Origin of the sequence: Streptomyces marianii (assembly GCF_005795905.1) — a bacterium.
Lineage (GTDB): Bacteria > Actinomycetota > Actinomycetes > Streptomycetales > Streptomycetaceae > Streptomyces > Streptomyces marianii.
Window position 1 is genome coordinate 5136492 of record NZ_VAWE01000001.1, and the last position, 25803, is coordinate 5162294.

Genomic DNA, 25803 nt, shown 5'->3' on the forward strand with positions numbered 1-25803 from the left:
TCCGCCGTCCACGGCTCCGCGCTCCGCGCGCGGCGTTCGGCCGTACCGCGCCCCTACCCGCCCCGCCGTGCGCGGTACGCGCGCATCTTCGCGCGGCTGCCGCAGACCGCCATGGAGCACCAGCGGCTGCGGCCCGCCGGGCTGCGGTCGTAGTAGGCCCAGAGACAGTCCTCCGCCTCGCACGCCTTCAGACGGAGCCAGCTCCCGTCGGCCGCCGCCTCCGCGATCGCCGTCGCGACGCGGGACAGCAGGGCGGCCGGGTCGGCCGTGGGGCGGAGGGTCACGGCGCCCGCGCCGTCCACGGAGACGCGCAGCGGCGCACCGGTCAGCATCCGGTCCAGGTCGCCGGCACTGCGGCCGGGTGAGGAGTGGCCGGCGTGCGCCAGGCACGCTGCCCGCAGCGCCTCGCGCAGTTCCTTCGCGGCCGGCACCTCCGCAGCGGTGAGACCGAACGCCGCGCGCCCGTCCGCGCTGTCCAGCCTGTCGGTGCCCGTGTCGACGCTCAGCGTGTTGACCAGGGACTCGACCAGCGCGAGCCCTCCGGGTGCCGGGGCCCTGTCATACATGGTTGCGACGTTACCTCCACTACGGGACTATGTGGTTACCGGTTACCAGTGCAAGACGGTTACCGGTAACCGTCCGTTCGCACGAGAGGAAGCACCATGGCCATCGCCACACTGGGAACCGTCGTCCTGGACTGCGCCGACCCGCACGCACTCGCCGCCTTCTACGCCGAGATCCTGGGCGCACGGGTGGAGTCGGACGATGACACCTGGGTCTCCCTCACCGGGTACGAGGGCACGCCCCTCGCCTTCCAGGCCGCCCCCGGCCACACCGCTCCCGAGTGGCCTTCGCCGGGGACCTCGCAGCAGTTCCACCTCGACCTGACCGTCGAGAACCTGGACGCCGCCGAGCACCGGGTGCTGGCCCTCGGGGCCAAGCCGCTGGACACCGGCGACCGCACACGCGGCTTCCGCGTCTACGCGGACCCCGCCGGGCATCCGTTCTGTCTCTGCGCCTGCTGACGCATCGTCACTCTGTCTCTGTCTCTGTCTCTGTCTCTGTCTCTGTCTCTGCGCCTGCTGACGCCGGTGTGCCTCAGGCGCGGGGCCGGCCCATCGCACGGTACGTCCACCCGGCCTCGCGCCACTTCGTCCCGTCCAGTGCGTTGCGCCCGTCCAGCACGATCCGCCGGGACGCCACCTCGCCCAGGACGGCCGGGTCGAGCTCACGGAACTCGGGCCATTCCGTCAGGTGCAGCACGACGTCCGCACCGCGCACGGCCTCCAGCGCGCTCTCCGCGTAGCCGAGCGTCGGGAACACCAGCCGGGCGTTGGTCATGCCCTTCGGGTCGTAGACCGTGACCTGACCGCCCTGGAGATGGATCTGGCCGGCGACGTTGAGCGCCGGCGAGTCGCGGACGTCGTCCGAGTCCGGCTTGAACGTCGCGCCCAGGACCGCGACCCGCGTTCCCAGGAACGACCCGCCGCCCACGGCCTCCCGGGCGAGTTCGACCATGTGCCCGCGGCGGCGCATGTTGATCGAGTCGACCTCGCGCAGGAACGTCAGCGCCTGGTCGGCGCCGAGTTCACCGGCGCGCGCCATGAACGCCCGGATGTCCTTCGGCAGGCAGCCGCCGCCGAAGCCGATCCCGGCCCGCAGGAACTTCTTGCCGATCCGGTCGTCGTGGCCGATCGCCTCGGCCAGCTTCACCACGTCGCCGCCGGCCGCCTCGCACACCTCGGCCATGGCGTTGATGAACGAGATCTTCGTCGCGAGGAACGAGTTCGCGGAGGTCTTCACCAGCTCCGCCGTCGGGAAGTCCGTCACCACGAACGGCGAGCCCTCGGCGATCGGCGTGGCGTACACCTCGCGCAGCACCTTCTCGGCCCGCTCGCAGTCCACGCCCACCACGATCCGGTCCGGGTGCAGGGTGTCCCGCACGGCGAAGCCCTCGCGCAGGAACTCCGGGTTCCAGGCCAGGTCCACTCCTTCGGGCGCATGCTCGGCGAGCAGACGGGCGAGCCGGTCCGCCGATCCCACCGGCACGGTGGACTTGCCGACGACCAGTGCGCCGCCCTTCACACGTGGTGCGAGCGAGGTGAAGGCGGCGTCGACGTAGGACATGTCGCAGGCGTACTCGCCGTGTTTCTGCGGGGTGTTCACACAGACGAAGTGGACGTCTCCGCCGAAGTCCTCCAGCTCGTCCCAGGACGTGGTGAAGCGCAGCCGCCCGCTGGATCCCTCGATCCCGGCCGCATGGCGGGCGAGCAGCTCCTCCAGGCCCGGCTCGTACATCGGGACCCGGCCGGTGGCCAGCATCCCGACCTTCTCCGGGACGACGTCGAGGCCCAGGACCTCGAAACCCAGCTCCGCCATGGCCGCTGCGTGGGTGGCGCCGAGGTACCCGGTGCCGATCACGGTGATCTTGAGGGCCATGGGCTTGCTCCTGGGGTGGACGGACGAAGTGCGGGCCCGAGCATAACCGGGAGCGCGCAAGGGCATTTTCTCCGCTGTCAGCAAACTCACGTATGCCCGGTCGAGGCGCGCACACTAAAATTTGTGTTACTTAACGGTAGTTAGCAGTCGCTCAGGGGCGTGAGAGACCTTGGCGCCAAAGGGAGATAAGCACAGTGCCTGACTTCGACCTGTACCGCCCGTCCGAAGAGCACGACATGCTCAGGGAGACGGTCCGCTCGCTCGCCGAGGCGAAGATCGCGCCGTTCGCGGCCACGGTCGACGAAGAGGCCCGGTTCCCGCAGGAGGCCCTGGACGCGCTGGTCGCCTCGGACCTGCACGCCGTGCACGTTCCGGAGGAGTACGGCGGCGCCGGCGCCGACGCGCTCGCCACCGTGCTCGTCATCGAGGAGGTCGCCCGTGTCTGCGCTTCGTCCTCCCTGATCCCCGCGGTCAACAAGCTGGGCTCGCTGCCGGTGATCCTTTCCGGCTCCGAGGAGCTGAAGAAGAAGTACCTGGGCCCGCTCGCCAAGGGCGACGCGATGTTCTCGTACTGCCTCTCCGAGCCGGACGCGGGCTCCGACGCCGCGGGCATGAAGACCCGCGCCGTACGCGACGGCGACTTCTACGTCCTCAACGGCGTGAAGCGCTGGATCACCAACGCCGGTGTGTCCGAGTACTACACGGTGATGGCCGTGACCGACCCCGAGAAGCGTTCCAAGGGCATCTCGGCCTTCGTCGTAGAGAAGTCCGACGAGGGCGTGTCGTTCGGCGCCCCGGAGAAGAAGCTCGGCATCAAGGGCTCCCCGACCCGCGAGGTCTACCTCGACAACGTCCGCATCCCGGCCGACCGCATGATCGGCGCGGAGGGCACGGGCTTCGCCACCGCCATGAAGACGCTGGACCACACCCGCATCACCATCGCGGCGCAGGCCCTCGGCATCGCTCAGGGCGCCCTCGACTACGCCAAGGGCTACGTCAAGGAGCGCAAGCAGTTCGGCAAGCCGATCGCCGACTTCCAGGGCGTGCAGTTCATGCTCGCCGACATGGCGATGAAGATAGAGGCCGCCCGACAGCTCACGTACGCGGCCGCGGCCAAGTCCGAGCGGGGCGACAGCGACCTCACCTTCCAGGGCGCCGCCGCCAAGTGCTTCGCCTCGGACGTGGCCATGGAGGTCACCACCGACGCCGTCCAGCTCCTCGGCGGCTACGGCTACACCCGTGACTACCCGGTCGAGCGCATGATGCGCGACGCCAAGATCACCCAGATCTACGAAGGCACGAACCAGGTGCAGCGGATCGTCATGGCGAGGAACTTGCCGTAGCAGGGGTTTTGCAGGTCAGGGCCGGTGTCGAGGGTCCGCATGGGCATCCTGCTTTCCGTCCGTTGCGGCCTGATCAGGGCCGTTCCCGGGCGTCATGCTGTCTCCGTCAGACCCGGGGCGATTCAGTTTCCCGGCACGAGGAGTCAGCGCCGGCCCAGCGGACCGTATTGGAAGGCAAGGGTCCGTCTCGACGCCTACCGTCCGATCCGCACAGCGCCGGAGCCCGCGCCTGAACCGAAGCGGCAGGAACCGGTGAGCGATTCCAACCCCTTCCGCGCACTGCTCTAACCAACCAGTGCAGAAGCCCCGGCCACTGGCCGGGGCTTCTTTGTTGCTTCGACTACCCGACTGGGCAGGCCGGTTCAGGCATAGAGCGATTCGGGGAGCACGTCACGACGGCCAGGGACAGGTACGAGGGTCGTTCGAGGTAGAAGCCGTGGGACACGTCACCGCCCTCCCTCAACCGCTCAGCGGCGGCGTTCACGAGAAGCGTCAGATGGGTGGTGTCCCGCTCCGCCTCCGACGCGAACCGGGGTGCGTACTCCGCCAACCGTTCCCCGAGCCAGGCCGCTGCTTCCTTCGCCTCATCCCACGTGCTACGAACCAGCGAACGCGGTTTGATGAGCCAGTACGCCGTTTCCAGCGGCGGAAGGTCAACGGTCGGGAACTCGGCCGACACCTCCCGATACCGCTGGATCAGCTCCGGTCTACTCCCGACCGGGGGCGGCTCAGGGTGCGGGGGCCGCCGAAGGGCCTCGTTGTCGAAGCGTTCTTTCGGGCCGGTCCACAGATAGCCGTGGTGGTGCACGGGTCGTTCCCGTTTCGAGAAGCGCCGGCCGGGCACGGGCCCAGGGACGGGGGATGGACCCGGCCCGGCTGACGGGAGGGGGAGGATCAGACGCTCAGGCCGAAGCGCGCCGGGTCGATACCCGCCGCGTCCAGCTCCTCCGAGGTGAACCGCAGCGGCTGTGCGTCTGGCCGCTTGCTGTCGCCCAGGGCCCAGGCGTTCTCACCGATTCGGGCCAGGGTCACGCACCCCTCGGTACAGGGGCCGCCGCACGCCTTCACGAACGAGGCCCCGTCGATGTCGAGCCCGTACAGGTCGGTTCCGTTCAGCATTACTGCACCTTCCTGCTCAACTGATCGCGGCCATGGCTGACCGCCGCCGCCCAGTCCGGGCGGGAGTTCAAGGGAGGAGAGGGAGAGACTTCAGCGTCCGGAACCTTGGCCGCGTTCCGTGCAGCGCCGGCACTCGCATGGCGGCCAAGCGCTTGTGATCAGCAGCGGAAGATCGTCCGTCGCGGCCACGGCTTGCTCCGGCCCTCAGGTCTGCCCTGAATCCCGAGAGGTCCGCATGGTCATCAGGGGGCGATCGGCGAAGAGCCTTGAGTCCGCTCCCTTTCTCATGACGCGTGCGCCTCTGCGTGGTGCTGGCGCATCCGTACGTTGGCGTCGGATACGGCGCTGTAGTCGAACGTGGAGCGGGCGTTCTCGCGGGCTACCGATATCGACAGGCAGTCAGCGCAACCGGGTTCGGGTGACGGCTCGCGCGGTGGCTCAGACAGGCACGTCCCTGCTGGCGTGTTGGTTCCAGGATCCGAAGTTCTCTCTTCGCTCTCCATGACGCCATCTTCGACGGGCCACGGAGAGAGCTCTAGCCTGTTTCCTGTTCCCGCAAAAAGTCGTCGCGGATTCCTTCGACCAGGCTCCGCATGTCGTCACCGGACAGCGCCACGCGTGCGAACCCGTTGAACTTCTTTACGTAGATATCAACGTCCCTGGGGTCGGTGACGAGTACCTCAGCATGGACCGTCTCCACGGTGACCATCCGGTTGTCCCGAATGGCAAAGGAGTGGTTCGCCACGTCGTGTTGCTGAATGCCCAGAGGGACCACGCGGATGTCGACATGGGAGAGCCGTGATACGGAAACAATCCGGTCCAGCTGGGCGGCCATCATAGGAGGCGGGACGATTCGCCACCGCAGCACGGGTTCCGTGATGACGAACCTCAGTGACTTGGAGCTGTCGTAGAGAATGGCTTGGCGTTCCAGCCGACCGCTGATCGTGCGGGCCACGGTGTCATCACTCAGGTCGTGGCGTTGCAGCACGGCTCGGATGTACTCGGGGGTCTGGAGCAATCCGGGAACCAGGGCCGGTTGGAACATCCGCAGTGCTGACATCTGGGCTTCGAGGGCCTTGACCTCCAGCTGACCCTTGTGAACGCCAACCCGCTTCAGCAGCCGCCACTCTGTCGTCTCCGTGCCGGCCGATCGGGCGGCCTCGGTGTACTCGGCCTTGATCTCGGGAGAAACGCCGATGGCGATCAGGATGCGCTCGACGTCCGTCGCGCTGGGCGCCAGCTTCGCGTTCTCGATCTTGGAGAGCTTGGACGGAGACATGAGTGCGCCACGGGCGACTGCTTTGGCCTCCTTCCCGGACGCCTGGCGCAGTGCCCGCAGCGCGGCCCCCAACTGTGCCCTGTTCACGCCCCGTACTTGGCCCACCATTCGGTGAACGGCTCCGCGTGGGCGAGTGCCGCGTCACGGTGCCCGGCGAATTCCGCGGTTCGTTCCGGTGGCAGGACTTCCGAGCCCAGGTACTTTCCGGTGCCGTCGTAGTTCATGACGGCCGCGGACTCGGAGTCGAAGAGCCAGAAATCGGGCACGTTCTCTAGGATGCTCGGCCTGTCGGTGATGTCGAGAATGAAGAACTCCTCACCCCCGGACATGTTCTTCCGGTACCCCCACCCGAGTTCGAACCTGAGATAGTCCGTGAGTGGGCGGCGCAGAATGTGAACCCGGTAGACCCGTTTTCCTATTCCGGTGTGTGAGCGGAGTTCTTCGACCCAGCCCGCGTTGTAGTCGTCCGGCTGCGGCTCCCCGGCCAGGAACGCGTGATAGGCATCGACGTTCCCCGACTTGCTGTAGTCGTCGAGGGTTTCGAGTCGAAACGCCTCACGCTGGAACGTGTCGAAGAGGTCGCCGAGGGTCCTAGATGAGGTTGTCACGGATGGCCTTCTGGATCAGTTCCACCGGGATCTCGACCAAGGTTTCGTGAGCGGGAATCTGAAGCCCGTGGTCGGTCGGAGTCTCCCCCTGAACCAAGAGCGTGCCGCGATCCGTCGCGTAGATCGTCGGACACTCCGTGATGTCGCACGTGCTGACCAGCTTGGTGACCTTCATGGTCCGGGTTCCCCTCTCCCGTGCTGCCAGTACCCCGCATCTGGGTTGATGCTCCCGAGGCCAGGGCGCGCGGGTCAAGCGATCACGGTTGACGGAACGGGAAACCGCGTAACCTCCCCCGGAGCCTGCCGCTCCTCCAACCGGTCGGGGAGGCTGCCGCCAGTACGGCGCCCACCTGGGCAGACTTCTGACGATCATGGGGAAATGCTGCGGAGGGTTCTGCCAAGAGGGGTGTCCGTGCAGGTCAGCGCGGTATGACCCGTAAAGCACCCAGATCTACGAGGGCAGGAACCAGGTCCAGCGGATCGTCATGGCGAGGAGCCTGCCGTAGCGGGTCTTGTGGCCAGTGGGCGTTCTGAGGTTCCGGAGGGCCGCTCTCGGCTTCCTGCCCGTTGCGGCCTGATCAAGGCCGTTTCCGGGCGCCATGCCGGGAAGTCCTGGGAACGAGCGCCCCGAAACGCCCGCTGACCAGCACAGAACGTCCTCCGCGCGATTTCCTGGCATGCGACGGCCGCAGGGCCGAACGGCACCACCGTCGACCGGCCGTCGACCGGCCGTCGACCGGCCTGGGACGGTCCCCGGCAGATCCCGACAGCCCGGCCCCGCGCGCCGGCCAGGACTTCGTCGGCGCCCCCTCGATCCGACGCCCCGCCGGCGTCGGCCTCAGCGCTTCCGGGTACGCCAGAGCCACCCCGCGGCACCGAGCGGCAGGACGGCCATCAGCACGACCATCGCCACTGCCCAGTACACCGGAGGCGTCGCATGGCCGAAGACAAGATTCGTGACCACCAGCGTCAGCTGTGGCACCACGACGATCGACGTCGCACCGAGCCACTTCTGGCGCGCCGTCCAGTGCCGGGACCTGCACAGCACCACGACTCCGGCGACCTCGAGCGCCGTTGAGAGCATCAGGAGCCAGAAGTTCCACCAGAGGGCGTACTTGAGCAGCATCAGCAGCAGCGGCACCCATGCGGGCGAACGGCGCCCGGGCGTCTCCCCGGTGCCCATCCCGGACTCCTGGAGCGCGGCGGCGGCGATCACCCGAGGGTCGCCCACCTCGCGCAGAATGTCCTGGACATCGCCGGGCCGTTCGGCGCGCGCGATCTCGATGTGCTCGGCGATGTCGGCGACGAGCTCCTGTCGGCGGTCCGCCGGGAGTGCCGAAGCCTCGCGCTCGACTGCCTCGAGGTAGCGGCGGACCGCCGCGCTCCCGGATGTCTCGGCGTTCTTGGTGTTCATCGTTCTGCCCCTCCAGATGCTTGTATGCGCCCCGTCTTCGGCGCGAGAAGATGATCGACGGCGTCCCGGAACCTCGGCCAGATCCCGGCGAACTCCTCGAGGGCGGCGTGTCCGGCCTCGGTGAGCTGGTAGTAGCGTCGCGGCGGACCGGATGTCGACTCCTGCCAGCTGGTGACGACGAGTTCGTCCCGTCGCAGTCGCGACAACAGCGGGTACACCGTGCCCTGACTGGTCGCGAGCGCCCCGGTCTCCTCCAGTTCCCGCAGCAGCTCCACGCCGTAGCGCGGTCCGTCGCGCATCAACGCGAGCACGCAGTATTCGAGCACGCCCTTGCGAAGCTGGCTCTCGGCCTTGCTCGCGGCGCGGTGACTCGCCTCACCTAGTACCATGCGAAACATAGTACCTTGCGGTGGGTCACTCTGGAAGGCGCCGGCGGCTGGGGCGTACGGCGACTCGAAGACTCGTAGTCCTCGGTTTACGTACCGTCATGGGCTCCGTCGGGCCGCCGCTCCTGGTCCCGGATCGGTGCCCTCGCCGCCGCCCTGAGGACACGTGTCCTCACGGAGAGTCGCCGATCGCGGCGGCCGAGCCCGTCGGCTGCGACCACCACACCGTCGCACACCGTGCCCGGACGCGGGCCGAGGGGCAGCGCCCGGTTGAAGTTCTCCCGTCGATCCGGACAACCTGGTATGGGGACGGATCGTCCCTGCGGCTGCAATGTCCACCAGTTGTGCCAGACGAGTCGTCTCCGGCTCCCTCTCGGTGGCGAGCACGCGGTGCACGGCAGAGTCCGAGCGGGACACGGTCGCGCTTGTCCTGTCGTCGCCGCAGGGGAACGTCACCGAGACCGCCCGGGAAGGCCACCGGGACCCGTCCGGGAGAGCCACCGAGACCGCCCGGGAAGGCCACCGGGACCCGTCCGGGAGAGCCACCGAGACCGCCCGGGAAGGCCACCGGGACCCGTCCGGGAGAGCCATCGAGACCGCCCGGGAGGCCACCGAATGCGCCCGGGAACGCGCGCGTAGTGAGGGCCCGGGCGCCGAGAGGGAAGGTCCGTCATGCACACCCTGCGTCCGGAGAACCTGCCGAAGCTCGATCTGCCCGCGGACGACGAGCTCGACGCGGAGACGGTGGAGTTCCTCGCGTCGATGCCACCGCTCAACGTGTGGCGCATGATCGCCAGAACCGGAATGGCCCGCGAGTACCGGACACTGCTCTCCGTGATGTTCGGAAAGGACTGGTTCCCCGGTGCGGATCGGGAGGTCATCGCGCTGCGCACCTTCCGCCAGAACGCCTCGGACTACGAGATCCCGCAACACTTCGTGCTGGCGGAGGCCGTCGGACTCCCGCGCGATGCCTGCCGGGCCGTGCTGGACGACGAGCTGGACCGGCTCTCTCCCTGGCACCGGCGGCTGTGCCGCATGGTCGACGACATGGCCGCCGACGCGAAGCTCGACGCGGACCGGGTACGGGAGCTCGTGTCGCACTACGGCAGTCAGGACATGGCCGCACGAGCCATCATGACCATGGCGTGGTTCCCATGCTGACGCGCTTCGTCGATACGACCGGCGTTCCGGTCGAGACGGGGCCCGGTGCTTATGACGGCCTCTCGGCACCGACCGGACACGCCTGAGCGGACGGGCGAAGGGCTCGTCCGCGTACCCGGACTCCCCTGCCCTGGCAGTGCCGGGTGGGCCGGCGGCGGGTTGCCCGGTCACGGCACGAGGTCGAGCTCGGCCCACACGGTCTTGCGCGGTACGGGGCCCGCAGTCACGCCCCACCGTGCGGCGAGCGCCTCGACGATCAGCAGGCCGCGCCCCGACTCCGCGCCGTCGGCCGGAGGGGTGAGGGTGCCGGGGCCGGGCGGAAGCCGGTCCCACCGGGTGTCGGTGACCTCGATCCGCAGGCGCCTGCCCTCGTCCTCGACGGAGAGACGGAGCCGGAAGTCCCGGCCCGGTACGCGGCCGTGGAGCGAGGCGTTGGCGGCCAGTTCGGCGACGACTCGCGCCGCCGACTCCGATGGGAGTCCCCAGCAGGCCAGTTGGGCCGTGGTGAGCAGCCGGGCGAGCCGTGCTCCCCGGCGGGTGGGGGAGAGGAGGACGGTGAACTGCCCGGCAGGAGCGGAAGGTTCGGTTCGGGTGATTTCCAGCTTCACGTGACTCAGCGTGGCCGGTTCGCTCGTACTCTGAACAGAGCGCCACGTGTACGGACAGTGACTGTCCAGGCGTTGGGCGGCCCTGTCCATCGTGTACGGGCGCCGGTTGTCGGGTCGGGCACGGATGGCGGGGGCACGGAGGAGGCGGTGTCGTATGGCGGATGGGCTCGGCGGGGCCGGTACGGCGGACGGGGTGGACGAGCCGGACGAGCCGGACCGGGACATGGGGCCGGAGGACGACTCGGGAGCGGTGATCGCGGTGGTCGGCCGGCAGGTGCGGCTCTGGCGCGAGGCGGCGGGGATGCGCGCTGCGGAACTGGGCGCGGCGATCGGGTACGGCGAGAACCAGGTCTACAAGGTCGAGACGGGCAAGCGCATCCCGAAGCCGGAGTTCCTGGACAGGGCGGACAAGGCCCTGGGCGCGGGCGGGAAACTGGCCGCGATGAAGAAGGACGTGGCGGAGGCGAGGTATCCGAAGAAGGTCCGGGACCTGGCGAAGCTGGAGGCGGACGCGGTCGAGATGGGCGCGTACGCCAGTGCCGTGGTGCACGGGCTGCTGCAGACAGAGGAGTACGCCCGTGCGCTGTACCGGGGGCGGCGGCCCGCCTTCTCGGAGGACCAGATCGAGCGCCTGGTGGCTGCGCGGATGGCCCGCCAGTCGGTGTTCGAACGGCAGCCCGCGCCCCTTCTCACGTTCGTCCAGGAGGAGGCGACGCTCAGGCGGCCGATCGGGGGCAGAATGGTCCTGCGCCGTCAGCTCGAACACCTGCTGGAAGTCGGCGCGTTGAGGCATGTCGAGATCCAGCTGATGCCGACGGAGACGGAAGAGCACGCAGGGCTGGCGGGCTCGCACAGGGTGCTCAAGCTGAGCGACGGCACGACAGTGGCGCACAACGAAGTCCAGCTCACCAGCCGTCTGATCACCGACCCCAAGGAGGTCCAGATCCTTGAGATGCGGTACGGCCTGATCAGGTCGCAGGCGCTCACGCCTCGGCTGTCGCGGTCCTTCATCGAGAAACTGCTGGGAGAGATATGAGCGTCAAGCCCTCGACCGGGGCCCTTTCGGGGGCGACCTGGGTCAAGAGCAGCTACAGCACCAACGACGGCCCCGACTGCGTCGAGGTCGCGGTGGCAGTCGGCGCCGTCCACGTCCGCGACTCCAAGGACGTGCCCGGCCCTCGACTCGGCTTCACCCCCGAGGCATGGGGGGACTTCGTGGCCTACGCCGCCGGAAGCTGACCGCCGAGCCCGGGCCACCGGGCCGGGACGGACCCGACCCCGGGCCGAAGTCGGCGGCCCGGGTCAGGCCCGTGGCGTCGGCGCACGGCCGTCAGTCCGCGGTGACGGTGACCTTCTCGTCGTTCTTGATCTGGTTCACCAGCTGGCGCACCTTCTCCTTGTCCCAGACCAGGTTTCCGCCGCGGCTGCCGGAGATCGGTATGTTCATCGACGTGCCGTCGCCGCCGCTGATGCCCTTCATCGCGAAGAACATCTCACCCAGGTCGAGCAGGGACATGTCCTTGTCGACGATCAGGGTGTCCAGGCCCGAGCCCAGGGTCGGGTAGAGCTTGAACGGGTTGAGGATCGTGCCGGGGGTCGCGGCCTGGTTGGCCAGCGCCGCGAGGAACTTCTGCTGGTTCTTGGTGCGGTCCAGGTCGCTGCCGGCGAAGGCGTAGCGGGTGCGGACGAAGGCGAGGGCCTGCTCGCCGTTCAGGCTCTGCTTGCCCGCCTGGAAGTCGGCGCCGGACTTCTCGTCCTTGAAGGCCTTGGGGATGTCCATCTCGACGCCGCCGAGAGAGTCCACGATGTTCGCGAAGCCGGCGAAGCCGATCTCCGCGTAGTGGTCGATCCGCAGACCGGTGTTGTGCTCGACGGTGCGGACGAGCAGTTCGGGGCCGTCCTCCGCGTACGCCGCGTTCAGCTTCACCCGGCGGCCCTCGCCCGGGAAGGTCTTGCCGGACTCCGAACCCACGAAGGACGGGATCTCCACGTCCGAGTCGCGGGGCAGCGAGATCATGGTGTTCCCGCTGCCGCAGGCGGCGAGGATCATCATCGAGTCGGTGCGCTTGCCGTCGGCGGAGCCGGTGTGCAGGCGCTTCTTGTCCTCCGACGTCAGGCCCTCACGGCTGTCGGAGCCGACGATCAGGTACGTCGTGCAGTCGCCCTCCTCGGGCCGCTCTATGACCTTGGCGAGGTCGACCTCGCGGCGCATCTTGGAGTCGGCCCAGAAGTAGGTGCCTATGGAGACCCCGAGGGCCAGCACCAGCACGGTGATCGAGCCGACCTTGAGGCGCCGGCGCCAGTCGGGGGCCGGGCGGCCGTAGGCCGGCGGCTCGCCGTAGCCGTCGTGTCCGCCCTGCCCGCCGTGTCCTCCGCCCGAGGGCGAACCGTAGACCTGGCCCGTGTTGTACCCGCTGTCGTACGGGGCGTTGTGCCTGTCGTCGTACCCCTGCGGCTGCTGCGGGATCGGGCGTCGCCGCACATGGGGCATCACACGCGGCCCCTCGGGTTCCGCGCCGCGGCCGCCGTGTCCGTATCCATCGGGCCAGTCATTCATGCGGAACAGTGTGCAGGCCGTCGCCGAAGGCCCGACAGAGCGGGTGACGAATCACACCGGGGCTGTAGCGAACCTGATGCAATGCGGCGGTGTCCGGGGGCCCGCATAGGGTGGAGGGCATGACAGACCAGGCCCAGCGCTCGGAGAGCGATATTCCGGGTAAGCCGACAGCGGCTTCGCGTACGACCCTCAGCCACATCATGACGCACAGTGACACCAATCTCCTCGGGACGGTGCACGGTGGAGTAATCATGAAATTGGTGGACGACGCGGCGGGCGCCGTCGCCGGCCGGCACTCCGGCGGACCGGCGGTCACGGCCTCCATGGACGAGATGGTCTTCCTCGAGCCGGTCAGGGTCGGCGACCTGGTCCACGTGAAGGCCCAGGTCAACTGGACGGGCCGGTCCTCCATGGAGGTCGGCGTCCGGGTGCTCGCCGAGCGCTGGAACGAGTCCACCCCCGCGACCCAGGTCGGCTCCGCCTACCTGGTCTTCGCCGCCGTCGACGCGGACGGCAAGCCTCGGCCCGTCCCACCGGTGGTCCCCGAGACGGAGCGCGACAAGCGGCGTTACCAGGAGGCGCAGATCCGGCGGACCCACCGGCTCGCCCGCCGCCGCGCGATCAAGGAACTCCGCGAGCGCCGCGCGGCCGAGGGGTACGAGGACTGACGTCGTCCTCGGCGCCCGCTCCGAGGAGCTGCGCGGGCGGCGCCGGGGCGTCAGGCGCCGCGGATGCGCTCGCACCCGGCGTCGAGGCGTCCCGGCGCCCTTCCGACCGCCGCCCCGGCGTCGGCGTCCCGGCGCTTTCCTGCCCCCGTCGCCCCGTCGCCCCGTCGCCCCGTCGCCCCGTCGCCCCGTCGCCCCGCTGTCCTGCTGTCCTGCTGTCCCGCCGCCGCGCTGTCCCGTTGTCCCGTTGTCCCGCTGTCCCGTCGTCCCGCCGCCGCGCTGTCCCGCCGCCGCGGGTGCGCGTGAGCCGGCGTCGGCGTGTCCCGGCGCCCTTCCGACCGCCGCCCCGGTGACCTCCCGCGGCATGTCAGCGGCAGAGGACCTCGTCGCCGGTGATGGCTCCGAAGGCGCCCCTGGCACGCGGGGTGTCCGCCCGGACGGGGGTCACCGAGGTGAAGCCGGAGCCCGCCGTCACCTCGAGTGTCGGGCCCTGGCCCTTCACGGGGCGCAGCTCGGCGCCGGGCAGAGCGACCGCCAGGGACCTCGCCGAGCGGTCCCAGCGCGGGTCGTAGGTGATGAAGGTGCGCTTCACCTTGCGGTCTCCGGCGTTCAGCGGGGCCCGCGTCGTGTTGAACCCGGTCGCCTTCAGGGCGGTGTCCACGCGGGAGCCGAGCCCGTCCAGCCGCGTCCCGTTGTAGACCTGCACCCGGATCTGCCTCGGCGGGACGTCGACGACCTTGGCGGCGCGGGCGGACGCTGCCCCCCGCGGCCGCTCCGGGGCGAGCGGCTTGTCCTCGCGCAGGGCCCGGAAGAGCCGTTCCGCCTTCACCGGGTCCCACTTCACCGTCGAGCCGACGCCCTTCACCGGGAAGCTCGGGTCCTTCACGGGGACCGACACGAACTCCGTCGACGCCGGCGTGAAGCTCCGCATCGCCTTGCCGAGCGTCAGTAGCTGGTTCGTGCCGAAGCCCCGGTCGGCCCGTACGGAGTTGAGCGCCGCCGTGCTGACCTGGCGGAACTTCACCGGGTTCAGCAGCATCCCGCTGCCGGTGGCCTGCTGCACCAGCGCCGCCACGAACCGCTGCTGGCGCTGCATCCGCCCCAGGTCCGCCGCGCCGTCGACATGGCGGGCCCGCACGTACTGCAGGGCTTTGGCACCGTCGAGGCGGTGGGTGCCCGCCTTGAGGTCGAGGCCGGAGTGGGTGTCCTTGAGCGGCCGGGCCGTGCAGACCTCCACCCCGCCGATCGCGTCGACCGTCTTCATGAAGCTGCGGAAGTCGACTTCGAGGTAGTGGTCGACCTTCACCTTGGTCAGGTCCTCGACGGTCCGCACGGTCAGCGCGGGCCCGCCCTCCGTGTACGCCGCGTTCAGCTTCACCGCGTGCAGGCCGTGCCTCTTGCCGGTGGTCAGGTCCGTGTGGGCGGGGATCTCCACGTACGAGTCGCGGGGGAGGCTGACGATGCTCGCCCGCTCCCGGTCCTCGGAGATGTGCACGAGCATGATCGTGTCGGTGCAGCGGCAGGGCGCGCCGCCGAGCCGGTACTTGCGGCGTTCCTCCTTGGTGATCGTGTCACGGCCGTCGGTGCCGACGAGCAGGATGTTCATCCCGTTGCCGTCCTCCGGCCGGTTCTTCATGTCCCTGAACGGGTCGACCCGGCCGATGCCGCTGTCCAGCCCGGTCACCAGCGCGTGACCGATGCCACCCACGCCGAGCACCAGCACCGAGAGGGTCGTCACCAGCCGCATCCCCCAGCGGGGCCGTTCCGGCTGCCCCCGCCCACGTGTGCGCGGGGCCGGTCCCCGGCGGTTCTTCCCCGCCGCCCCCTGTCGCTGTGCCGCTCCCGTCCGCCGCTGTGCCGCCGGTCTCGGGCGGCCCGCCGTCGGCCCGGGAACCGGCCTCGGACGGGCCGCCGCCGGTCGCGGACGGGACGAGCGGGGCGGTGTGGGCACGAGGGGCACCTCCGCAGGGCAGCAGACCGGTGATCCTGAGCACCGTAGGCCCATACGATCTGCGGCAGGGGGAGGCCGGGGGGAGGCGCGCATCGCTGTCCCCCGTTCGCGGTAACGTGGCGGGCGACGCCGCTGTCTCCCCGAGGCCGTTGTCTCCCGGGGGGCGACCCCAGGACCCCGAGGAACCCATGCCAGCCGCCCCGCCCGCCGTCTCCGTGATCATGCCGGTCCTCAACGAGGAACGTCATCTGCGCGATGCCGTCCGCCACATCCTGCAGCAGGACTACGCGGGCGAGATGGAGGTGGTCATCGCGCTCGGCCCGTCGACGGACCGCACCGACGAGATCGCCGCCGCGTTGGTGCGCGAGACGGCGTCGAACCCCTGGGGCCGGGTGCACACGGTCCCCAACCCCACCGGCCGTACGCCCGCTGCGCTCAACGCCGCGATCAAGGCTTCCCGCCACCCGATCGTCGTCCGCGTCGACGGGCACGGGATGCTGTCGCCGAACTACATCGCGACAGCCGTCCGCCTCCTGGAGGAGACCGGCGCGCAGAACGTCGGCGGCATCATGCACGCCGAGGGCGAGAACGACTGGGAGCACGCCGTCGCCGCCGCGATGACCTCGAAGATCGGCGTCGGCAACGCAGCCTTCCACACCGGCGGCGAGGCGGGCCCCGCGGAGACCGTGTACCTGGGAGTCTTCCGCCGTGAGGCGCTGGAGCAGCAGGGCGGTTACAACGAGGAGTTCATCCGCGCCCAGGACTGGGAGCTGAACTTCCGCATCCGCGAGGCCGGCGGACTGATCTGGTTCTCGCCCGAGCTCAGGGTGCAGTACCGGCCGCGCCCCTCCGTGAAGGCGCTCGCCAAGCAGTACAAGGACTACGGTCGCTGGCGCCATGTCGTCGCCCGCTACCACTCCGGGTCGATCAACCTCCGCTATCTCGCCCCGCCGGCCGCCGTCTGCGCGATCGCCGCCGGCCTGGTGGCGGGCGCGACGCTGACACCGCTCGGCTTCGTGATCCCCGGCGGCTACCTCGTGGCGATCGCCGCGGGCTCGGTCCCGGCGGGCAAGGGCCTCCCGTGGAAGGCCCGTCTCCGGATCCCGGTGGCGCTGGCGACGATGCACATGTCGTGGGGCTTCGGCTTCCTGACGAGTCCGCGTTCGCTGGCGAGGAAGGTCATCGAGAGCCGCCGGCCGGCGGTGACGGCACCGACGCAGGCCTGACCGCGCGGGCCGATGTCGACGCAGGCCTGACCGCGCGGGTCGATGTCGACGCAGGCCTGACCGCGCGGGTCGACGCCGACGAACGGGGCCGTCCGAAGCGCAGCGCGTCGGACGACCCCGTTCGTCGTGAGGGGTGGGGGAGGGGCCTGCGCGGTGCGGAGCCCCCTGGGACGGGCGTTTGGTCGCGGGCTACCAGGTGAACCCGGGCTGCACGGGCATACAGGCCTTGGTGTCGCCGGCGCTGAGCGGCTTCGCCGACGACGGGGCCTTGCCGTCGTCCTCGGCGGCGGACTTCGGGTAGGCGGCGCCCTCGCGCCAGTCCGCGCCCACCACCAGCGTCACCCCCGACACGTCGGTGGACCTCTTCACCGAGGAGACGGGCAGTCCCACGGCCTTGGCGACCGCCTGCGCGTCGCCCGCGAGCTCCGCGCTGGGGTAGAACACCACGGTCCGCTCCTGCGGGTTGGTCTGCCTGTCCGCCGTCGTCCTGGTGAAGCCCTTGCCGGTCAGCACGCCCGCGATCTCCGTCGCGCGCCCCCTCGCAAACCCCAACTCGTCCGTGTACGTGCCGTTCTGCACGCTCACGCCGATCTCGTCCGGTGCCGCGGCGGGGTCCTTCGCAGCAGCCGGTGCCGTGCGCTTGGACGCCTTCCCGTCGAGTGGGATGTCCTCGCGCACCATGCGGAACACCTGCTCCGCGTCCGGCTGCAGCGGTTCGACCTTGCCGGCGAAATAGGGCCGGTGGGTGTAGAAGTTCGGCATCGTCGTCATGGTGATGCGCTCGGTCGGGACCTGCTGGAACTCCTCGGCCAGGGCGTACAGCTTCGCCACCGTGTCCAGCCCCGCGTCGACCGTGAGCGCGGACGTGGCCGCCTCGGCCAGGTTCCGCAGCTTGGCGGGGTCGGTGAGCTTGGTGCTCTTGCGCAGCTCGCGGACCATCGAGTTCATGTACATGTGCTGGGCTTCCGTACGGGCCAGGTCGGTACCGTCCTTGAAGCCGTAGCGGGTGCGCAGCCACTGCAACGCCTGCTCGCCCTTGACGGAGGTCGTGCCCGCCTTCAGTTTGAGACCGGAGCCCTGCCCCGCGCTGTTTCGGGAGTGGACGTTCTGCGTGACGCAGACGGGTACGCCGCCGATCGCGTCGGCCATGGACACGACGCCGGCGAAGTCGACCTGCATGAAGTGGTCGATGGTGATGCCGGTCAGCTTGTACCAGGTGGCCACCGTGCAGCCGGGCCCGCCGCGCTGGAGGGACTCGTTGGTGAGGGTCCAGCCGGTCGCCTCGAAGACCTTGCCCTCGCGGTCCGTGCACTCCGGGATCTTCAGCACGGTGTCGCGGGGCATGCTGATCACCGACATGTTGCTGCGGTCGGCGGACAGGTGGACGAGCATCTGCACATCCGCCAGCGGGGGGCCGTCGAAGGTGTCCCGGGCGCCGCCGAGAGCCTTGTTCGCGGCCGAGTCGCGCGCGTCCGAGCCGATCAGCAGGATGTTCAGCGGTGTCTGGCCGGCGGCGTTCGCCGTGTGGTCGGCCATCCCGTTCTTGCCGAGGTTCAGGTCGTCCGTCTTGATGTTGGCGTTCAGATGCTCGTAGTAGAGGTATCCGGCTCCCGCCGTCCCGAGTATCAGCAGCGAGAGCACGGAGGCGACCCAGCGGAGCGTCCGGCGTCTGCCCCGTCTTCCCGGGCCGCGCGGGTTGCCCCGCGGCCGGACCCGCCCGTCGCCTCTGCCGGCGGACGCGGCTGCCGGTGAGCATTCCTCCCCGCCGTCGTCCGAGCCGGCGGAGTCGCCGCGCTCCTCCGCGCCGCTGCCGCCGGACCGGCCCGGTTCTCCGGCGTGCCGGACACGCTCGCGTGTGTCCTCCCCTTGCACGCTGCTCCGTCCCACCCCTGGAACCCCCCCTGTCGTCAGGCGCGCCGCGTGACCCGGTGATCCGGGGTCACTCGGCGCACACCTGCTTGTCTGCTTCGACCTTGTCCACCGGCGGCTTCGCCGGTGCGGTGATGGGCACCCCCGCGCCCTTGAAATCGGCACCGAGCGTGAGGACCATCGCCTCCGTGCCCTCGGCGTCCTCCGTGCCGGGCTTCAGCGCAGTGGCCGGCAGACCCATGAGGTCCGCGAGCTTGCGGGCCTGGTCGGCCTGGTTCGGCGCGTACTCCAGTGTCGTCTTGGCCGTCTTCTCCGGGGCGTTGCTCTTGTTGGTGGACTTGAGCACGCCCTGCTCGACCTGGAGCCAGTTGAGCGTCTTCTGCGCCGCCCCCGAGGTGTCGCTGCCGTTGTAGACGTCGACCCGGACCGCGGAGGCTTCGGCCCGCGGGCCCTTGAGCAGGGCCGCCTGCTTGCTCTTGGCCGCCGACTCCTTCTCCTTGACCTCGGTGAAGGAGATGTCGTTCTGGAGCATGCTGAACACCTGCGGAGCCTTGACCTCGTCGAGGAGGACGGTGGCGCCGTCGGTGTTGTCGACCACCGGCACGGTCGCGAAGCTGATGTGCTTGACGTCTATCTTGCCGAGCTCCTGGGCCATGGCCGTCAGTTTGGGGATGTCCCCGATCGCGCTGTCGACGGTGAGGGCCTGGGTCGCGGCCTCCGCGACCGCGAACATCTTCTGCGGGTTGCCCAGCGTGTCTTCCTTCATCTGCCGGATCATCGACGCCACGAACTGCTGCTGCTGCTTGATGCGGTCCAGGTCGCTCTCGTTGCCGAGGCCGTGCCGGTTGCGGACGAAGGCAAGGGCGTCCTCGCCCTCGACCTTCTGCTTGCCGGCCGGGAGATCCAGCTTGGAGTCCTTGTCCCTGATGGGCTTGACCAGGCAGATCTCCACACCGCCGACGGCGGTCGAGAGCGTCTTCACCGCGTTGAAGTCGGCCATCATGAAGTGGTCGACCGGAACGCCGGTGATCTGCTTGACCGTGCGCATCGTGCAGCCCGGGTCGCGGCCCTCGACGCCGAAGCTCTCGTTGAAGCGGACGCCCTGGGAGCCCTTGATTATCTTCGTCGAGCCGTCGGGCTGCTTCGTGGGGCAGTCCGGGATGTCCGTGATCAGATCGCGCGGGATGCTGAGCGCGGTGGCGTTGGTGCGGTCCTCGGAGACGTGGAAGAGGAACGTGGTGTCGGCGTGCCCGGTGCTGCCCTTGTCGCCGTACCCCTCGTTGCCCGCGCCGGTGCGTTTGTCGGTGCCGAGCAGAAGGATGTTGACGGGACCGTCCTTGGTGACGCCCTTGGAGCCGGCGTCACCGACGTCCACCGTGTTGAGGTTCCCGTTGAGCCGCTCGTACAGGTAGTACGCGAAGGCCGAGCCGGCGACGAGGACGCAGGACATCACGCCGCCCGTCCACAGCATCGCCTTCTTCTTCCTGCTCTTCGGCGGCTTGCGTTTCCGGCGCCCCGCGGCGGTCTGCTGCGAGCCGCGCCCTCCGTCGCCGCCGCCCGGCGGGTTTCCGCCACGCGCCGAGCGTCGCGTGCGCTGTCCCGGAACCTCGGCGGTGGCGGGAGTGGCACGGGAAGGACCGCGGCGGCCGGCAGTTCCGGGGGCGGAGCCGGCGGAGCGGGAGGGGGGCGGCTTCGGAGCGGAACGGTCCAGTCGCAGTTCGTAATTACCCGTCTGCGGGTTCAGTACCCACTGGTCGGCGGGGTCGATCTCGTCCGCCTGCCCACGGCTCTGCGCATCCACGGTTGCTTGAGTCCTCCGTCGGTGCCACGCGCGGCGTCCCTCCCCCCGGGAGACGCTCGATTCGTCGGTCCGGTTGTGTGTGACCGCGGCCTGGCCGGCCTGATGTAGCCGGATCGCGTCACACTATCCGCCCAGTTCAGCGGTGGGCGACGTCCGTGACAAATTCCACGCCCCTTACAACCGGGCAATCCACCCAATCTCCATGGACTGCCGGTGACTCTTTGGGCAGGGCTTTACCCGCACCCGGCCGATGTCGCGTTGGTGCCGGAGAACGTGGGCGTCGCCGAAGGGTTCTGCGACCCCGTTCCGCTGTCACGTTCCGTGTCCCTCGCGGTGCTCGCCGTCGTCTCCCTGGGCACCACACGCACCGGGGCGTCCTTGCGCAACCGCTCGAAGAGTCTGCTCGCCGCCGGCTGCGCGAGGACATCGCGGTTGGGGTCGTACGGATAGGGCCGGCGCGGCACGGTGAGGAACTGCACGCGCTCCGTCGGTACTCCGCGCAGGGAACGGGCCAGATCGAACAGGTCCTTCAGGGAGTCCAGGCCCGGGTCGGTGGTGAGCGACCGGGTCGCCGCGTCGAGCACGGGGTAGAGGCGGGCCGGGTTCAGCAGGACCCCGTTGCTCTGGACCTTGTTGAACAGCGCGCCGAGGAACTGCTGCTGTCGGTCCATGCGTTCGGTGTCGCTGCCGTTGCCGAGGGACTTGCGGGCGCGGACGTAGCCGAGGGCCTGCTCGCCGTTCAGGGTGTGCTTGCCGGCCTTCAGCCTCAGATGCGCGTCCGCGTCGTCGATGGGCGCAGGAAGGCAGACCGTCACCCCGCCCACGGCGTCGACCATGCTCTTGAAACCGTGGAAGTCGACGATCATGTGGTGGTCGATCCGGACGCCGGTGAGCCGTTCGACCGTGCGGATCGTGCACGCCGCACCGCCGACGGCGAAGGCCGAGTTGAACTGGGCGTACTGCGCCCGGCTGCGGGTGCCCTCGGCGGTACGGCAGCTCGGGATGCCGACCAGGAGGTCGCGGGGCACGGACACCGCGGTCACGCTCCGGCGGTCGCCCGCGATGTGCAGCAGGATCGTGGTGTCCGAGCGCTGGACGCCCCTGTCGCGGCCGTACTTGCCGTTGTTGGCACCGGCGCGGCTGTCGGAGCCGATCAGCAGGATGTTCTGCGCGCCGTGCGGTGCGGGCAGTGGGCGCTCCCTGTCGTAGCGCTCCAGTTCCTCCACGGCGGTCAGGTCCGTGGTGATGTTGCCCTCCAGCTTGCGGTACAGCCACCAGCCGACACCGGAGACCAGCAGCACCAGGAGCGAGACGCCCAGCGCGACCCACCGCATGCTGCGGCCCCGCCGCCGCTTCCCGTCCCCGCGCCCTCCGCCGCCCGCACCGGAGCCGTCACCGGCGGCGTGCTCCGCGGTGCCGTCGGGTTCGGCGGGCGTGCCGGCGCTGTCGGTCAATGGGCGTCCGTCCTCGCGGTGGTCTGTCGCAGTACCCACCGCCGATGATCCACCGGACCTGCCGCCGCGGCCTGCGGGCCCGGTGCCCACTGGGCCGAACGGGTGAATCCGCAGCGCCGGCCCTACGACGTCGCTGGTCAGAGCCGTGCCGACGGGTGGCGCTTGGCGAGCGGCGCGGGCCGGGGCGACCGGGGCCCGGGGCCCGCCGGCGGAGCCGTGCGGCGGCGCCTGGGAATCAGACCGCCGTGCCCGTCACCCGCTCGCTCCCGATCCGCTTCTCCAGGTCCTGCGCCGGCAGCCGGTCCAGGTTCCGGCAGAGCACGACCGAGCCGCCGGACGCGAGAGGTGCGTACAGTCCGGCGGACAGCCCCTCCCAGTTCGCGTACCCGTGGCCCGACAGCAGTCGCGACCCGGGCGCCAGGCCCAGCTCGGCGGCGTCCGCGCGGGCGCGCTCCACGAGCTGCGCCCCGGTGAACTCCACGCCTCCGACGGCGAGCGCGGGAGCGCCCGCGTCGACCGGTACGTAGGGGGCGAAACGGTCGCCCTGGCCGGGGACCTCGACCGCGTAGTCGGTGAACCCCTCGGGAGGCTGAGGGAACCGGCCGCCGAGCGGGCGCAGCGCCAGCGCGATCCGCTCACCGGAGCAGGCGCGGGCGGCATCGAGGGTGTCCGGGCCGCTCACGACCAGGTCCGCGGCCGCCGGGTCGCCTCCGACGTCCGCGACGACTCCCACCGATGAGCAGGCGAGCAGCCACACGGCCGTCTGCCAGTGCGCGGGCAGCAGCAGGGCGAGCCGGTCCCCCGGCTCGGCGGACAGGCCGTCCTGCAGGAGGTTCGATGTCTTGGCCACCCAATTGGCGAAGGTGGCGACGGACAATTCCACGCGCTCACCGGTGGCATCGTCGTAGAAGGTGACCAACGGGCGTGCGGGGTCCGCGGCGAGCGCGGATCGCAGCAGGTCGGCCGGGGTGCGGTCGCTGGCGTTCACTCGGGAAAGGGTACGCGGCGCCCGCCGCGCCGCCGCGGCCGTCCCGGTGACGACGTCCCCCGGACGGGTCGACGGAGCGCCGGTTTCCCGGTGGGCGGATCCCCTGCCGCCGCCCAAGGATCGAGCCATGCGTGCCTACCTTGCATCCTCCGTCGGAGTCGCCTGCACCGCCGCCCTCGCTCTTCCCGCGCTCACCCCCGTCGCCTCCGCCGCGCCGCGCGTGCCGGATCTCCCGGGCTCGACGCAGTCGTTGCCCCTGGGCCCTCTGCCCGGCTACGAACGCTCCGCCGGCGGGGCGGTCGCCCAAGGTCTGCCGCAGCGCGAGACCCGGCCGTTCTCCCTCGTCGGTGTCGTGTGGGAGGACCCGGACAGCGAGCTCCACGGCTCGGTCCAGGTCCGTACCCGCGCCATCGGCTCGGGCGCGTGGTCGGAATGGCAGGACGTGGAGACCCACGACTTCGAACACGCCCCGGACCCCGGCTCCGAGGAGCGGGCCGAGGGCACGGTGCGCGGGGCGACCGCCCCCCTGTGGGTCGGCGACTCGGACGCGGTGGCGGTCCGGGTGCGGCCCGAGCCCGCCCGGGGCTCGATCCGCGCCGCCACGCCGCCCCTTCCCGGAGGGCTGCGGCTGGAACTCGTCGACCCGGGCGATGAACCGGAGAGCCCGCAGCCGGGCGACCCGCGGCCCGGGAGCCAGGAGAACCCGGCTCCGCTCGCCCCCCTCCCGGAGAGGCCGGAGATCCCCGTGCCCGGCGAAGGCGTGTACGAGGAACTGCCGGGAGCCATCGGCGATCCGGCCCTGACCACGTCGCTCACGCCCGAGTCGGCGGCCGCCTCCGCCGTCAACGCGGACCTCGCGCCCCTCGGCTCCGACGCGATCCTCCCGCTGAGCAAGGCGGAGACGGGGGCGGAGGCCGCGGCGTACGGGGTCGCCAAGCCGTACATCGGGCCCCGCCCCGGTATCGTCACGCGCAAGGGCTGGGGTGCCGACGAGGCCCTGCGCGAGAAGCAGTTCGTCTACACGAAGACGGTCCAGGCCGCCTTCGTCCACCACACCGCCACGGGCAACCGGTTCACCTGCCGGCAGTCCGGCTCCGTCCTCCGCAGTATCTACCGCTACCACGTGGAGAGCAGCGGCTGGCGCGACATCGGCTACAACTTCGCCGTCGACAAGTGCGGAAACATCTACGAAGGCAGGGCGGGAGGCGTGGCCAAACCGGTCCTCGGCGCGCACACACGCGGTTTCAACACCAACAGCATGGGCATCGCCGTGCTCGGAACGTACAGTTCGACCACTCCGCCCAAGGCAGCGGTGGACGCCATCGCCAAACTCGCCGCATGGAAGCTCGGGCTCTTCGGGGCCAACCCGAAGGCCACGACATTTCTGACGTCGGGTGGCGGCAACAGATACGCGAAGGGCACAAAGGCCAGGCTCCACGTCATCTCCGGGCACCGGGACGGATTCGCCACGGACTGCCCGGGCGCGCGCCTCTACGGCCAACTCGGCACGGCCCGCGCGGTCGCGGCCAGACTCCAGGGCCGCTGAGGACCCACCCGCCGTCATCCGGCGCATCCGCCGGACCGGTTGGTCCGGCGGTGCCGCATACGTACGTACGCACAGGCTGCATACACTGGCCGGTCACACGCGCGAATCGCCCGGCCCCAGAAGGAAGCAGAGAAGGCATTGACCAAGGCCCAAGAAGCGATCCTCCTGGTCGGCGGCAAAGGCACACGGCTCCGCCCGCTCACCGTGAACACGCCGAAGCCCATGGTTCCGGCGGCGGGGGTGCCGTTCCTCACGCACCAGCTGGCGCGGGCGCGCGCCGCGGGCGTCGAGCACATCGTGCTGGCGACGTCGTACCTGGCGGAGGTCTTCGAGCCGTACTTCGGGGACGGTTCGTCGCTCGGTCTGCATCTGGAGTACGTCACCGAGGTGGAACCCCTGGGCACGGGCGGGGCGATCCGTAACGTCGCGTCCCGACTGAGGTCGGGCCCGGACGATCCGGTGCTCATCTTCAACGGGGACATCCTCACGGGACTGGACATCCCGGCCCTCGTCGACACCCACCGGTCCTCGGGAGCCGATGTGTCGCTGCATCTGACCCGGGTCGAGGACCCGCGCGCCTTCGGTCTGGTGCCCACGGACGCCACCGGCAGGGTCACGGCGTTCCTGGAGAAGCCGGGGACCCCGGAGGAGATCGTCACCGACCAGATCAACGCGGGCGCGTACGTTTTCCGCCGCTCCGTCATCGACGGCATCCCGGCCGGCCGGCCGGTGTCCGTCGAGCGCGAGACCTTCCCCGAGCTGCTGAGCTCCGGGGCCCACCTCCAGGGCATGGTCGACTCCACGTACTGGCTGGACCTCGGCACCCCGCAGGCGTTCGTCCGCGGCTCCGCCGACCTCGTCCTCGGCCGGGCCCCGTCGCCGGCGGTGCCCGGCCGCTGCGGGGACCGCCTCGTCCTGCCGACCGCGACGGTCGCCGCCGACGCCAAGCTGACCGGGGGAACCGTCGTGGGGGAGGGCGCCACCGTCGGCGAGGGCGCCAGGATCAGCGGCAGCACCCTCCTGGCCGGCGCGGTGGTCGAGGCCGGCGCGGTGGTCACCGACTCGCTCGTCGGCGCGGGCGCACGCGTGGGCGCACGCACGGTGCTCACGGACGCGGTCGTCGGCGACGCAGCGGTCATCGGACCCGACAACGAGCTGCGCGACGGTGTCCGGGTCTGGTGCGACGCCGCGATCCCGGCGGGCGCGGTCCGCTTCTCCTCGGACCAGTAGCCGAGCGCGCGCCCGCCCGGTGACCCGGCGCCGGTGCGGCAACGCGCCGCCGGCCCGGCGGTCCGCCGAGCCCGGTCCGGCTGCGCCCGGCTCTCCCGCGCCTCCTTCCGGTCGGGCTGCGCCTGACTCTCCCGCGCCTCCTTCCGGTCGGGCCGCGCC

Annotated in this window: 26 protein-coding genes; 9 read left to right on the forward strand and 17 right to left on the reverse strand. The window is 70.4% G+C overall.

The genetic code is table 11. The features are described from left to right. Positions 1 to 53 precede the first annotated feature (53 nt). Complete coding sequence (locus tag FEF34_RS23225; RefSeq protein WP_138054869.1) at positions 54 to 566, reverse strand: CGNR zinc finger domain-containing protein; 513 nt, start codon at positions 564 to 566, stop codon at positions 54 to 56. Between the two features lie 96 nt (positions 567 to 662). Between FEF34_RS23225 and FEF34_RS23230 the strand changes: the two genes are divergently transcribed. Next, positions 663 to 1025: a VOC family protein gene (locus tag FEF34_RS23230; RefSeq protein ID WP_138054870.1), complete on the forward strand. Its 363-nt coding sequence runs from the start codon at positions 663 to 665 to the stop codon at positions 1023 to 1025. Between the two features lie 73 nt (positions 1026 to 1098). On the opposite strand, the gene FEF34_RS23235 is transcribed toward FEF34_RS23230, so the two are convergent. Further along, positions 1099 to 2439, reverse strand: a complete 1341-nt coding sequence (locus FEF34_RS23235) for a UDP-glucose dehydrogenase family protein (RefSeq protein WP_138054871.1) — start codon at positions 2437 to 2439, stop codon at positions 1099 to 1101. Between the two features lie 185 nt (positions 2440 to 2624). Between FEF34_RS23235 and FEF34_RS23240 the strand changes: the two genes are divergently transcribed. After that, on the forward strand, positions 2625 to 3782 hold the full coding sequence (locus FEF34_RS23240; RefSeq protein WP_138054872.1) for an acyl-CoA dehydrogenase: 1158 nt from the start codon (positions 2625 to 2627) through the stop codon (positions 3780 to 3782). Positions 3783 to 4122: 340 nt separating this feature from the next. Here FEF34_RS23240 and FEF34_RS23245 read toward each other — a convergent pair whose 3' ends face one another. The 8 genes from FEF34_RS23245 to FEF34_RS23285 form a co-directional block, all read right to left on the reverse strand. After that, positions 4123 to 4590 carry a hypothetical protein gene (locus FEF34_RS23245; RefSeq protein WP_138054873.1) on the reverse strand — a complete coding sequence of 156 codons (468 nt, stop codon included), beginning with the start codon at positions 4588 to 4590 and terminating at the stop codon, positions 4123 to 4125. Between the two features lie 86 nt (positions 4591 to 4676). Further along, the gene (locus FEF34_RS23250; protein WP_138054874.1) at positions 4677 to 4901 is read right to left on the reverse strand and encodes a DUF397 domain-containing protein; all 225 of its coding nucleotides are present in this window, start codon (positions 4899 to 4901) and stop codon (positions 4677 to 4679) included. Between the two features lie 535 nt (positions 4902 to 5436). Next, on the reverse strand, positions 5437 to 6267 hold the full coding sequence (locus FEF34_RS23265) for a helix-turn-helix domain-containing protein (RefSeq protein ID WP_138054876.1): 831 nt from the start codon (positions 6265 to 6267) through the stop codon (positions 5437 to 5439). Next, a complete protein-coding gene (locus FEF34_RS23270; protein ID WP_138054877.1) occupies positions 6264 to 6788 on the reverse strand; it encodes a DUF6879 family protein in 525 nt (174 codons plus the stop codon). The genes FEF34_RS23265 and FEF34_RS23270 overlap by 4 nt, the downstream gene beginning before the upstream one ends. Further along, positions 6772 to 6963: a hypothetical protein gene (locus FEF34_RS23275; RefSeq protein WP_138054878.1), complete on the reverse strand. Its 192-nt coding sequence runs from the start codon at positions 6961 to 6963 to the stop codon at positions 6772 to 6774. The genes FEF34_RS23270 and FEF34_RS23275 overlap by 17 nt, the downstream gene beginning before the upstream one ends. Positions 6964 to 7239: 276 nt before the next feature. Beyond that, the gene (locus tag FEF34_RS41415; protein ID WP_171053056.1) at positions 7240 to 7389 is read right to left on the reverse strand and encodes a hypothetical protein; all 150 of its coding nucleotides are present in this window, start codon (positions 7387 to 7389) and stop codon (positions 7240 to 7242) included. Between the two features lie 237 nt (positions 7390 to 7626). Further along, positions 7627 to 8202 carry an HAAS signaling domain-containing protein gene (locus FEF34_RS23280; protein ID WP_138054879.1) on the reverse strand — a complete coding sequence of 192 codons (576 nt, stop codon included), beginning with the start codon at positions 8200 to 8202 and terminating at the stop codon, positions 7627 to 7629. Further along, entirely contained in the window at positions 8199 to 8591 is a 393-nt protein-coding gene (locus FEF34_RS23285; RefSeq protein WP_138054880.1) for a PadR family transcriptional regulator, read from the reverse strand. The genes FEF34_RS23280 and FEF34_RS23285 overlap by 4 nt, the downstream gene beginning before the upstream one ends. 669 nt (positions 8592 to 9260) lie before the next feature. On the opposite strand from FEF34_RS23285, the gene FEF34_RS23290 reads away from it, so the two are divergent. Further along, positions 9261 to 9749 (forward strand): carboxymuconolactone decarboxylase family protein, encoded by a 489-nt coding sequence (locus tag FEF34_RS23290; protein WP_234042528.1) that lies wholly within the window; start codon positions 9261 to 9263, stop codon positions 9747 to 9749. Between the two features lie 167 nt (positions 9750 to 9916). On the opposite strand, the gene FEF34_RS23295 is transcribed toward FEF34_RS23290, so the two are convergent. Beyond that, positions 9917 to 10357, reverse strand: coding sequence for an ATP-binding protein (locus tag FEF34_RS23295; RefSeq protein WP_138054881.1), 441 nt, complete (start codon positions 10355 to 10357; stop codon positions 9917 to 9919). A gap of 154 nt (positions 10358 to 10511) precedes the next feature. Here FEF34_RS23295 and FEF34_RS23300 point away from each other — a divergent pair, with 154 nt between their 5' ends. Both FEF34_RS23300 and FEF34_RS23305 read left to right on the forward strand, forming a co-directional pair. Then, the gene (locus tag FEF34_RS23300; protein WP_138054882.1) at positions 10512 to 11393 is read left to right on the forward strand and encodes a helix-turn-helix domain-containing protein; all 882 of its coding nucleotides are present in this window, start codon (positions 10512 to 10514) and stop codon (positions 11391 to 11393) included. Beyond that, positions 11390 to 11596 (forward strand): DUF397 domain-containing protein, encoded by a 207-nt coding sequence (locus tag FEF34_RS23305; protein ID WP_138054883.1) that lies wholly within the window; start codon positions 11390 to 11392, stop codon positions 11594 to 11596. The genes FEF34_RS23300 and FEF34_RS23305 overlap by 4 nt, the downstream gene beginning before the upstream one ends. Before the next feature lie 91 nt (positions 11597 to 11687). Here FEF34_RS23305 and FEF34_RS23310 read toward each other — a convergent pair whose 3' ends face one another. Further along, positions 11688 to 12914: an LCP family protein gene (locus tag FEF34_RS23310; RefSeq protein ID WP_234042529.1), complete on the reverse strand. Its 1227-nt coding sequence runs from the start codon at positions 12912 to 12914 to the stop codon at positions 11688 to 11690. Positions 12915 to 13033: 119 nt separating this feature from the next. Between FEF34_RS23310 and FEF34_RS23315 the strand changes: the two genes are divergently transcribed. After that, positions 13034 to 13582, forward strand: a complete 549-nt coding sequence (locus FEF34_RS23315) for an acyl-CoA thioesterase (RefSeq protein WP_138054884.1) — start codon at positions 13034 to 13036, stop codon at positions 13580 to 13582. Between the two features lie 364 nt (positions 13583 to 13946). Here FEF34_RS23315 and FEF34_RS23320 read toward each other — a convergent pair whose 3' ends face one another. After that, positions 13947 to 15530 (reverse strand): LCP family protein, encoded by a 1584-nt coding sequence (locus FEF34_RS23320; RefSeq protein ID WP_456114789.1) that lies wholly within the window; start codon positions 15528 to 15530, stop codon positions 13947 to 13949. A gap of 188 nt (positions 15531 to 15718) precedes the next feature. Here FEF34_RS23320 and FEF34_RS23325 point away from each other — a divergent pair, with 188 nt between their 5' ends. Next, complete coding sequence (locus FEF34_RS23325; protein ID WP_138054886.1) at positions 15719 to 16756, forward strand: glycosyltransferase family 2 protein; 1038 nt, start codon at positions 15719 to 15721, stop codon at positions 16754 to 16756. Positions 16757 to 16945: 189 nt separating this feature from the next. Here FEF34_RS23325 and FEF34_RS23330 read toward each other — a convergent pair whose 3' ends face one another. The 4 genes from FEF34_RS23330 to FEF34_RS23345 all read right to left on the reverse strand — a co-directional run bounded on the left by FEF34_RS23330 (position 16946) and on the right by FEF34_RS23345 (position 22868). Continuing rightward, positions 16946 to 18643 (reverse strand): LCP family protein, encoded by a 1698-nt coding sequence (locus tag FEF34_RS23330; protein ID WP_138054887.1) that lies wholly within the window; start codon positions 18641 to 18643, stop codon positions 16946 to 16948. 52 nt (positions 18644 to 18695) lie between these two features. Further along, complete coding sequence (locus FEF34_RS23335) at positions 18696 to 20426, reverse strand: LCP family protein (protein WP_138054888.1); 1731 nt, start codon at positions 20424 to 20426, stop codon at positions 18696 to 18698. A gap of 233 nt (positions 20427 to 20659) precedes the next feature. After that, positions 20660 to 21880: an LCP family protein gene (locus FEF34_RS23340; RefSeq protein ID WP_407698300.1), complete on the reverse strand. Its 1221-nt coding sequence runs from the start codon at positions 21878 to 21880 to the stop codon at positions 20660 to 20662. Between the two features lie 235 nt (positions 21881 to 22115). Continuing rightward, entirely contained in the window at positions 22116 to 22868 is a 753-nt protein-coding gene (locus tag FEF34_RS23345) for a TIGR03089 family protein (RefSeq protein ID WP_138054890.1), read from the reverse strand. Between the two features lie 127 nt (positions 22869 to 22995). Between FEF34_RS23345 and FEF34_RS23350 the strand changes: the two genes are divergently transcribed. Further along, a complete protein-coding gene (locus FEF34_RS23350) occupies positions 22996 to 24414 on the forward strand; it encodes a peptidoglycan recognition protein family protein (protein ID WP_138054891.1) in 1419 nt (472 codons plus the stop codon). A gap of 138 nt (positions 24415 to 24552) precedes the next feature. Further along, positions 24553 to 25644, forward strand: a complete 1092-nt coding sequence (gene manB / locus FEF34_RS23355; protein WP_138054892.1) for a mannose-1-phosphate guanylyltransferase — start codon at positions 24553 to 24555, stop codon at positions 25642 to 25644. Positions 25645 to 25803 lie beyond the last annotated feature (159 nt).

What these genes read in the sequence shown, in the direction of transcription:
- FEF34_RS23225 (WP_138054869.1), bottom strand. Translation starts at nt 566, where the DNA reads ATGTATGACAGGGCCCCGGCACCCGGAGGGCTCGCGCTGGTCGAGTCC.
- FEF34_RS23230 (WP_138054870.1), top strand. Translation starts at nt 663, where the DNA reads ATGGCCATCGCCACACTGGGAACCGTCGTCCTGGACTGCGCCGACCCG.
- FEF34_RS23235 (WP_138054871.1), bottom strand. Translation starts at nt 2,439, where the DNA reads ATGGCCCTCAAGATCACCGTGATCGGCACCGGGTACCTCGGCGCCACC.
- FEF34_RS23250 (WP_138054874.1), bottom strand. Translation starts at nt 4,901, where the DNA reads ATGCTGAACGGAACCGACCTGTACGGGCTCGACATCGACGGGGCCTCG.
- FEF34_RS23275 (WP_138054878.1), bottom strand. Translation starts at nt 6,963, where the DNA reads ATGAAGGTCACCAAGCTGGTCAGCACGTGCGACATCACGGAGTGTCCG.
- FEF34_RS41415 (WP_171053056.1), bottom strand. Translation starts at nt 7,389, where the DNA reads ATGGCGCCCGGAAACGGCCTTGATCAGGCCGCAACGGGCAGGAAGCCG.
- FEF34_RS23280 (WP_138054879.1), bottom strand. Translation starts at nt 8,202, where the DNA reads ATGAACACCAAGAACGCCGAGACATCCGGGAGCGCGGCGGTCCGCCGC.
- FEF34_RS23285 (WP_138054880.1), bottom strand. Translation starts at nt 8,591, where the DNA reads ATGGTACTAGGTGAGGCGAGTCACCGCGCCGCGAGCAAGGCCGAGAGC.
- FEF34_RS23290 (WP_234042528.1), top strand. Translation starts at nt 9,261, where the DNA reads ATGCACACCCTGCGTCCGGAGAACCTGCCGAAGCTCGATCTGCCCGCG.
- FEF34_RS23300 (WP_138054882.1), top strand. Translation starts at nt 10,512, where the DNA reads ATGGCGGATGGGCTCGGCGGGGCCGGTACGGCGGACGGGGTGGACGAG.
- FEF34_RS23305 (WP_138054883.1), top strand. Translation starts at nt 11,390, where the DNA reads ATGAGCGTCAAGCCCTCGACCGGGGCCCTTTCGGGGGCGACCTGGGTC.
- FEF34_RS23310 (WP_234042529.1), bottom strand. Translation starts at nt 12,914, where the DNA reads ATGAATGACTGGCCCGATGGATACGGACACGGCGGCCGCGGCGCGGAA.
- FEF34_RS23315 (WP_138054884.1), top strand. Translation starts at nt 13,034, where the DNA reads ATGACAGACCAGGCCCAGCGCTCGGAGAGCGATATTCCGGGTAAGCCG.
- FEF34_RS23325 (WP_138054886.1), top strand. Translation starts at nt 15,719, where the DNA reads ATGCCAGCCGCCCCGCCCGCCGTCTCCGTGATCATGCCGGTCCTCAAC.
- FEF34_RS23350 (WP_138054891.1), top strand. Translation starts at nt 22,996, where the DNA reads ATGCGTGCCTACCTTGCATCCTCCGTCGGAGTCGCCTGCACCGCCGCC.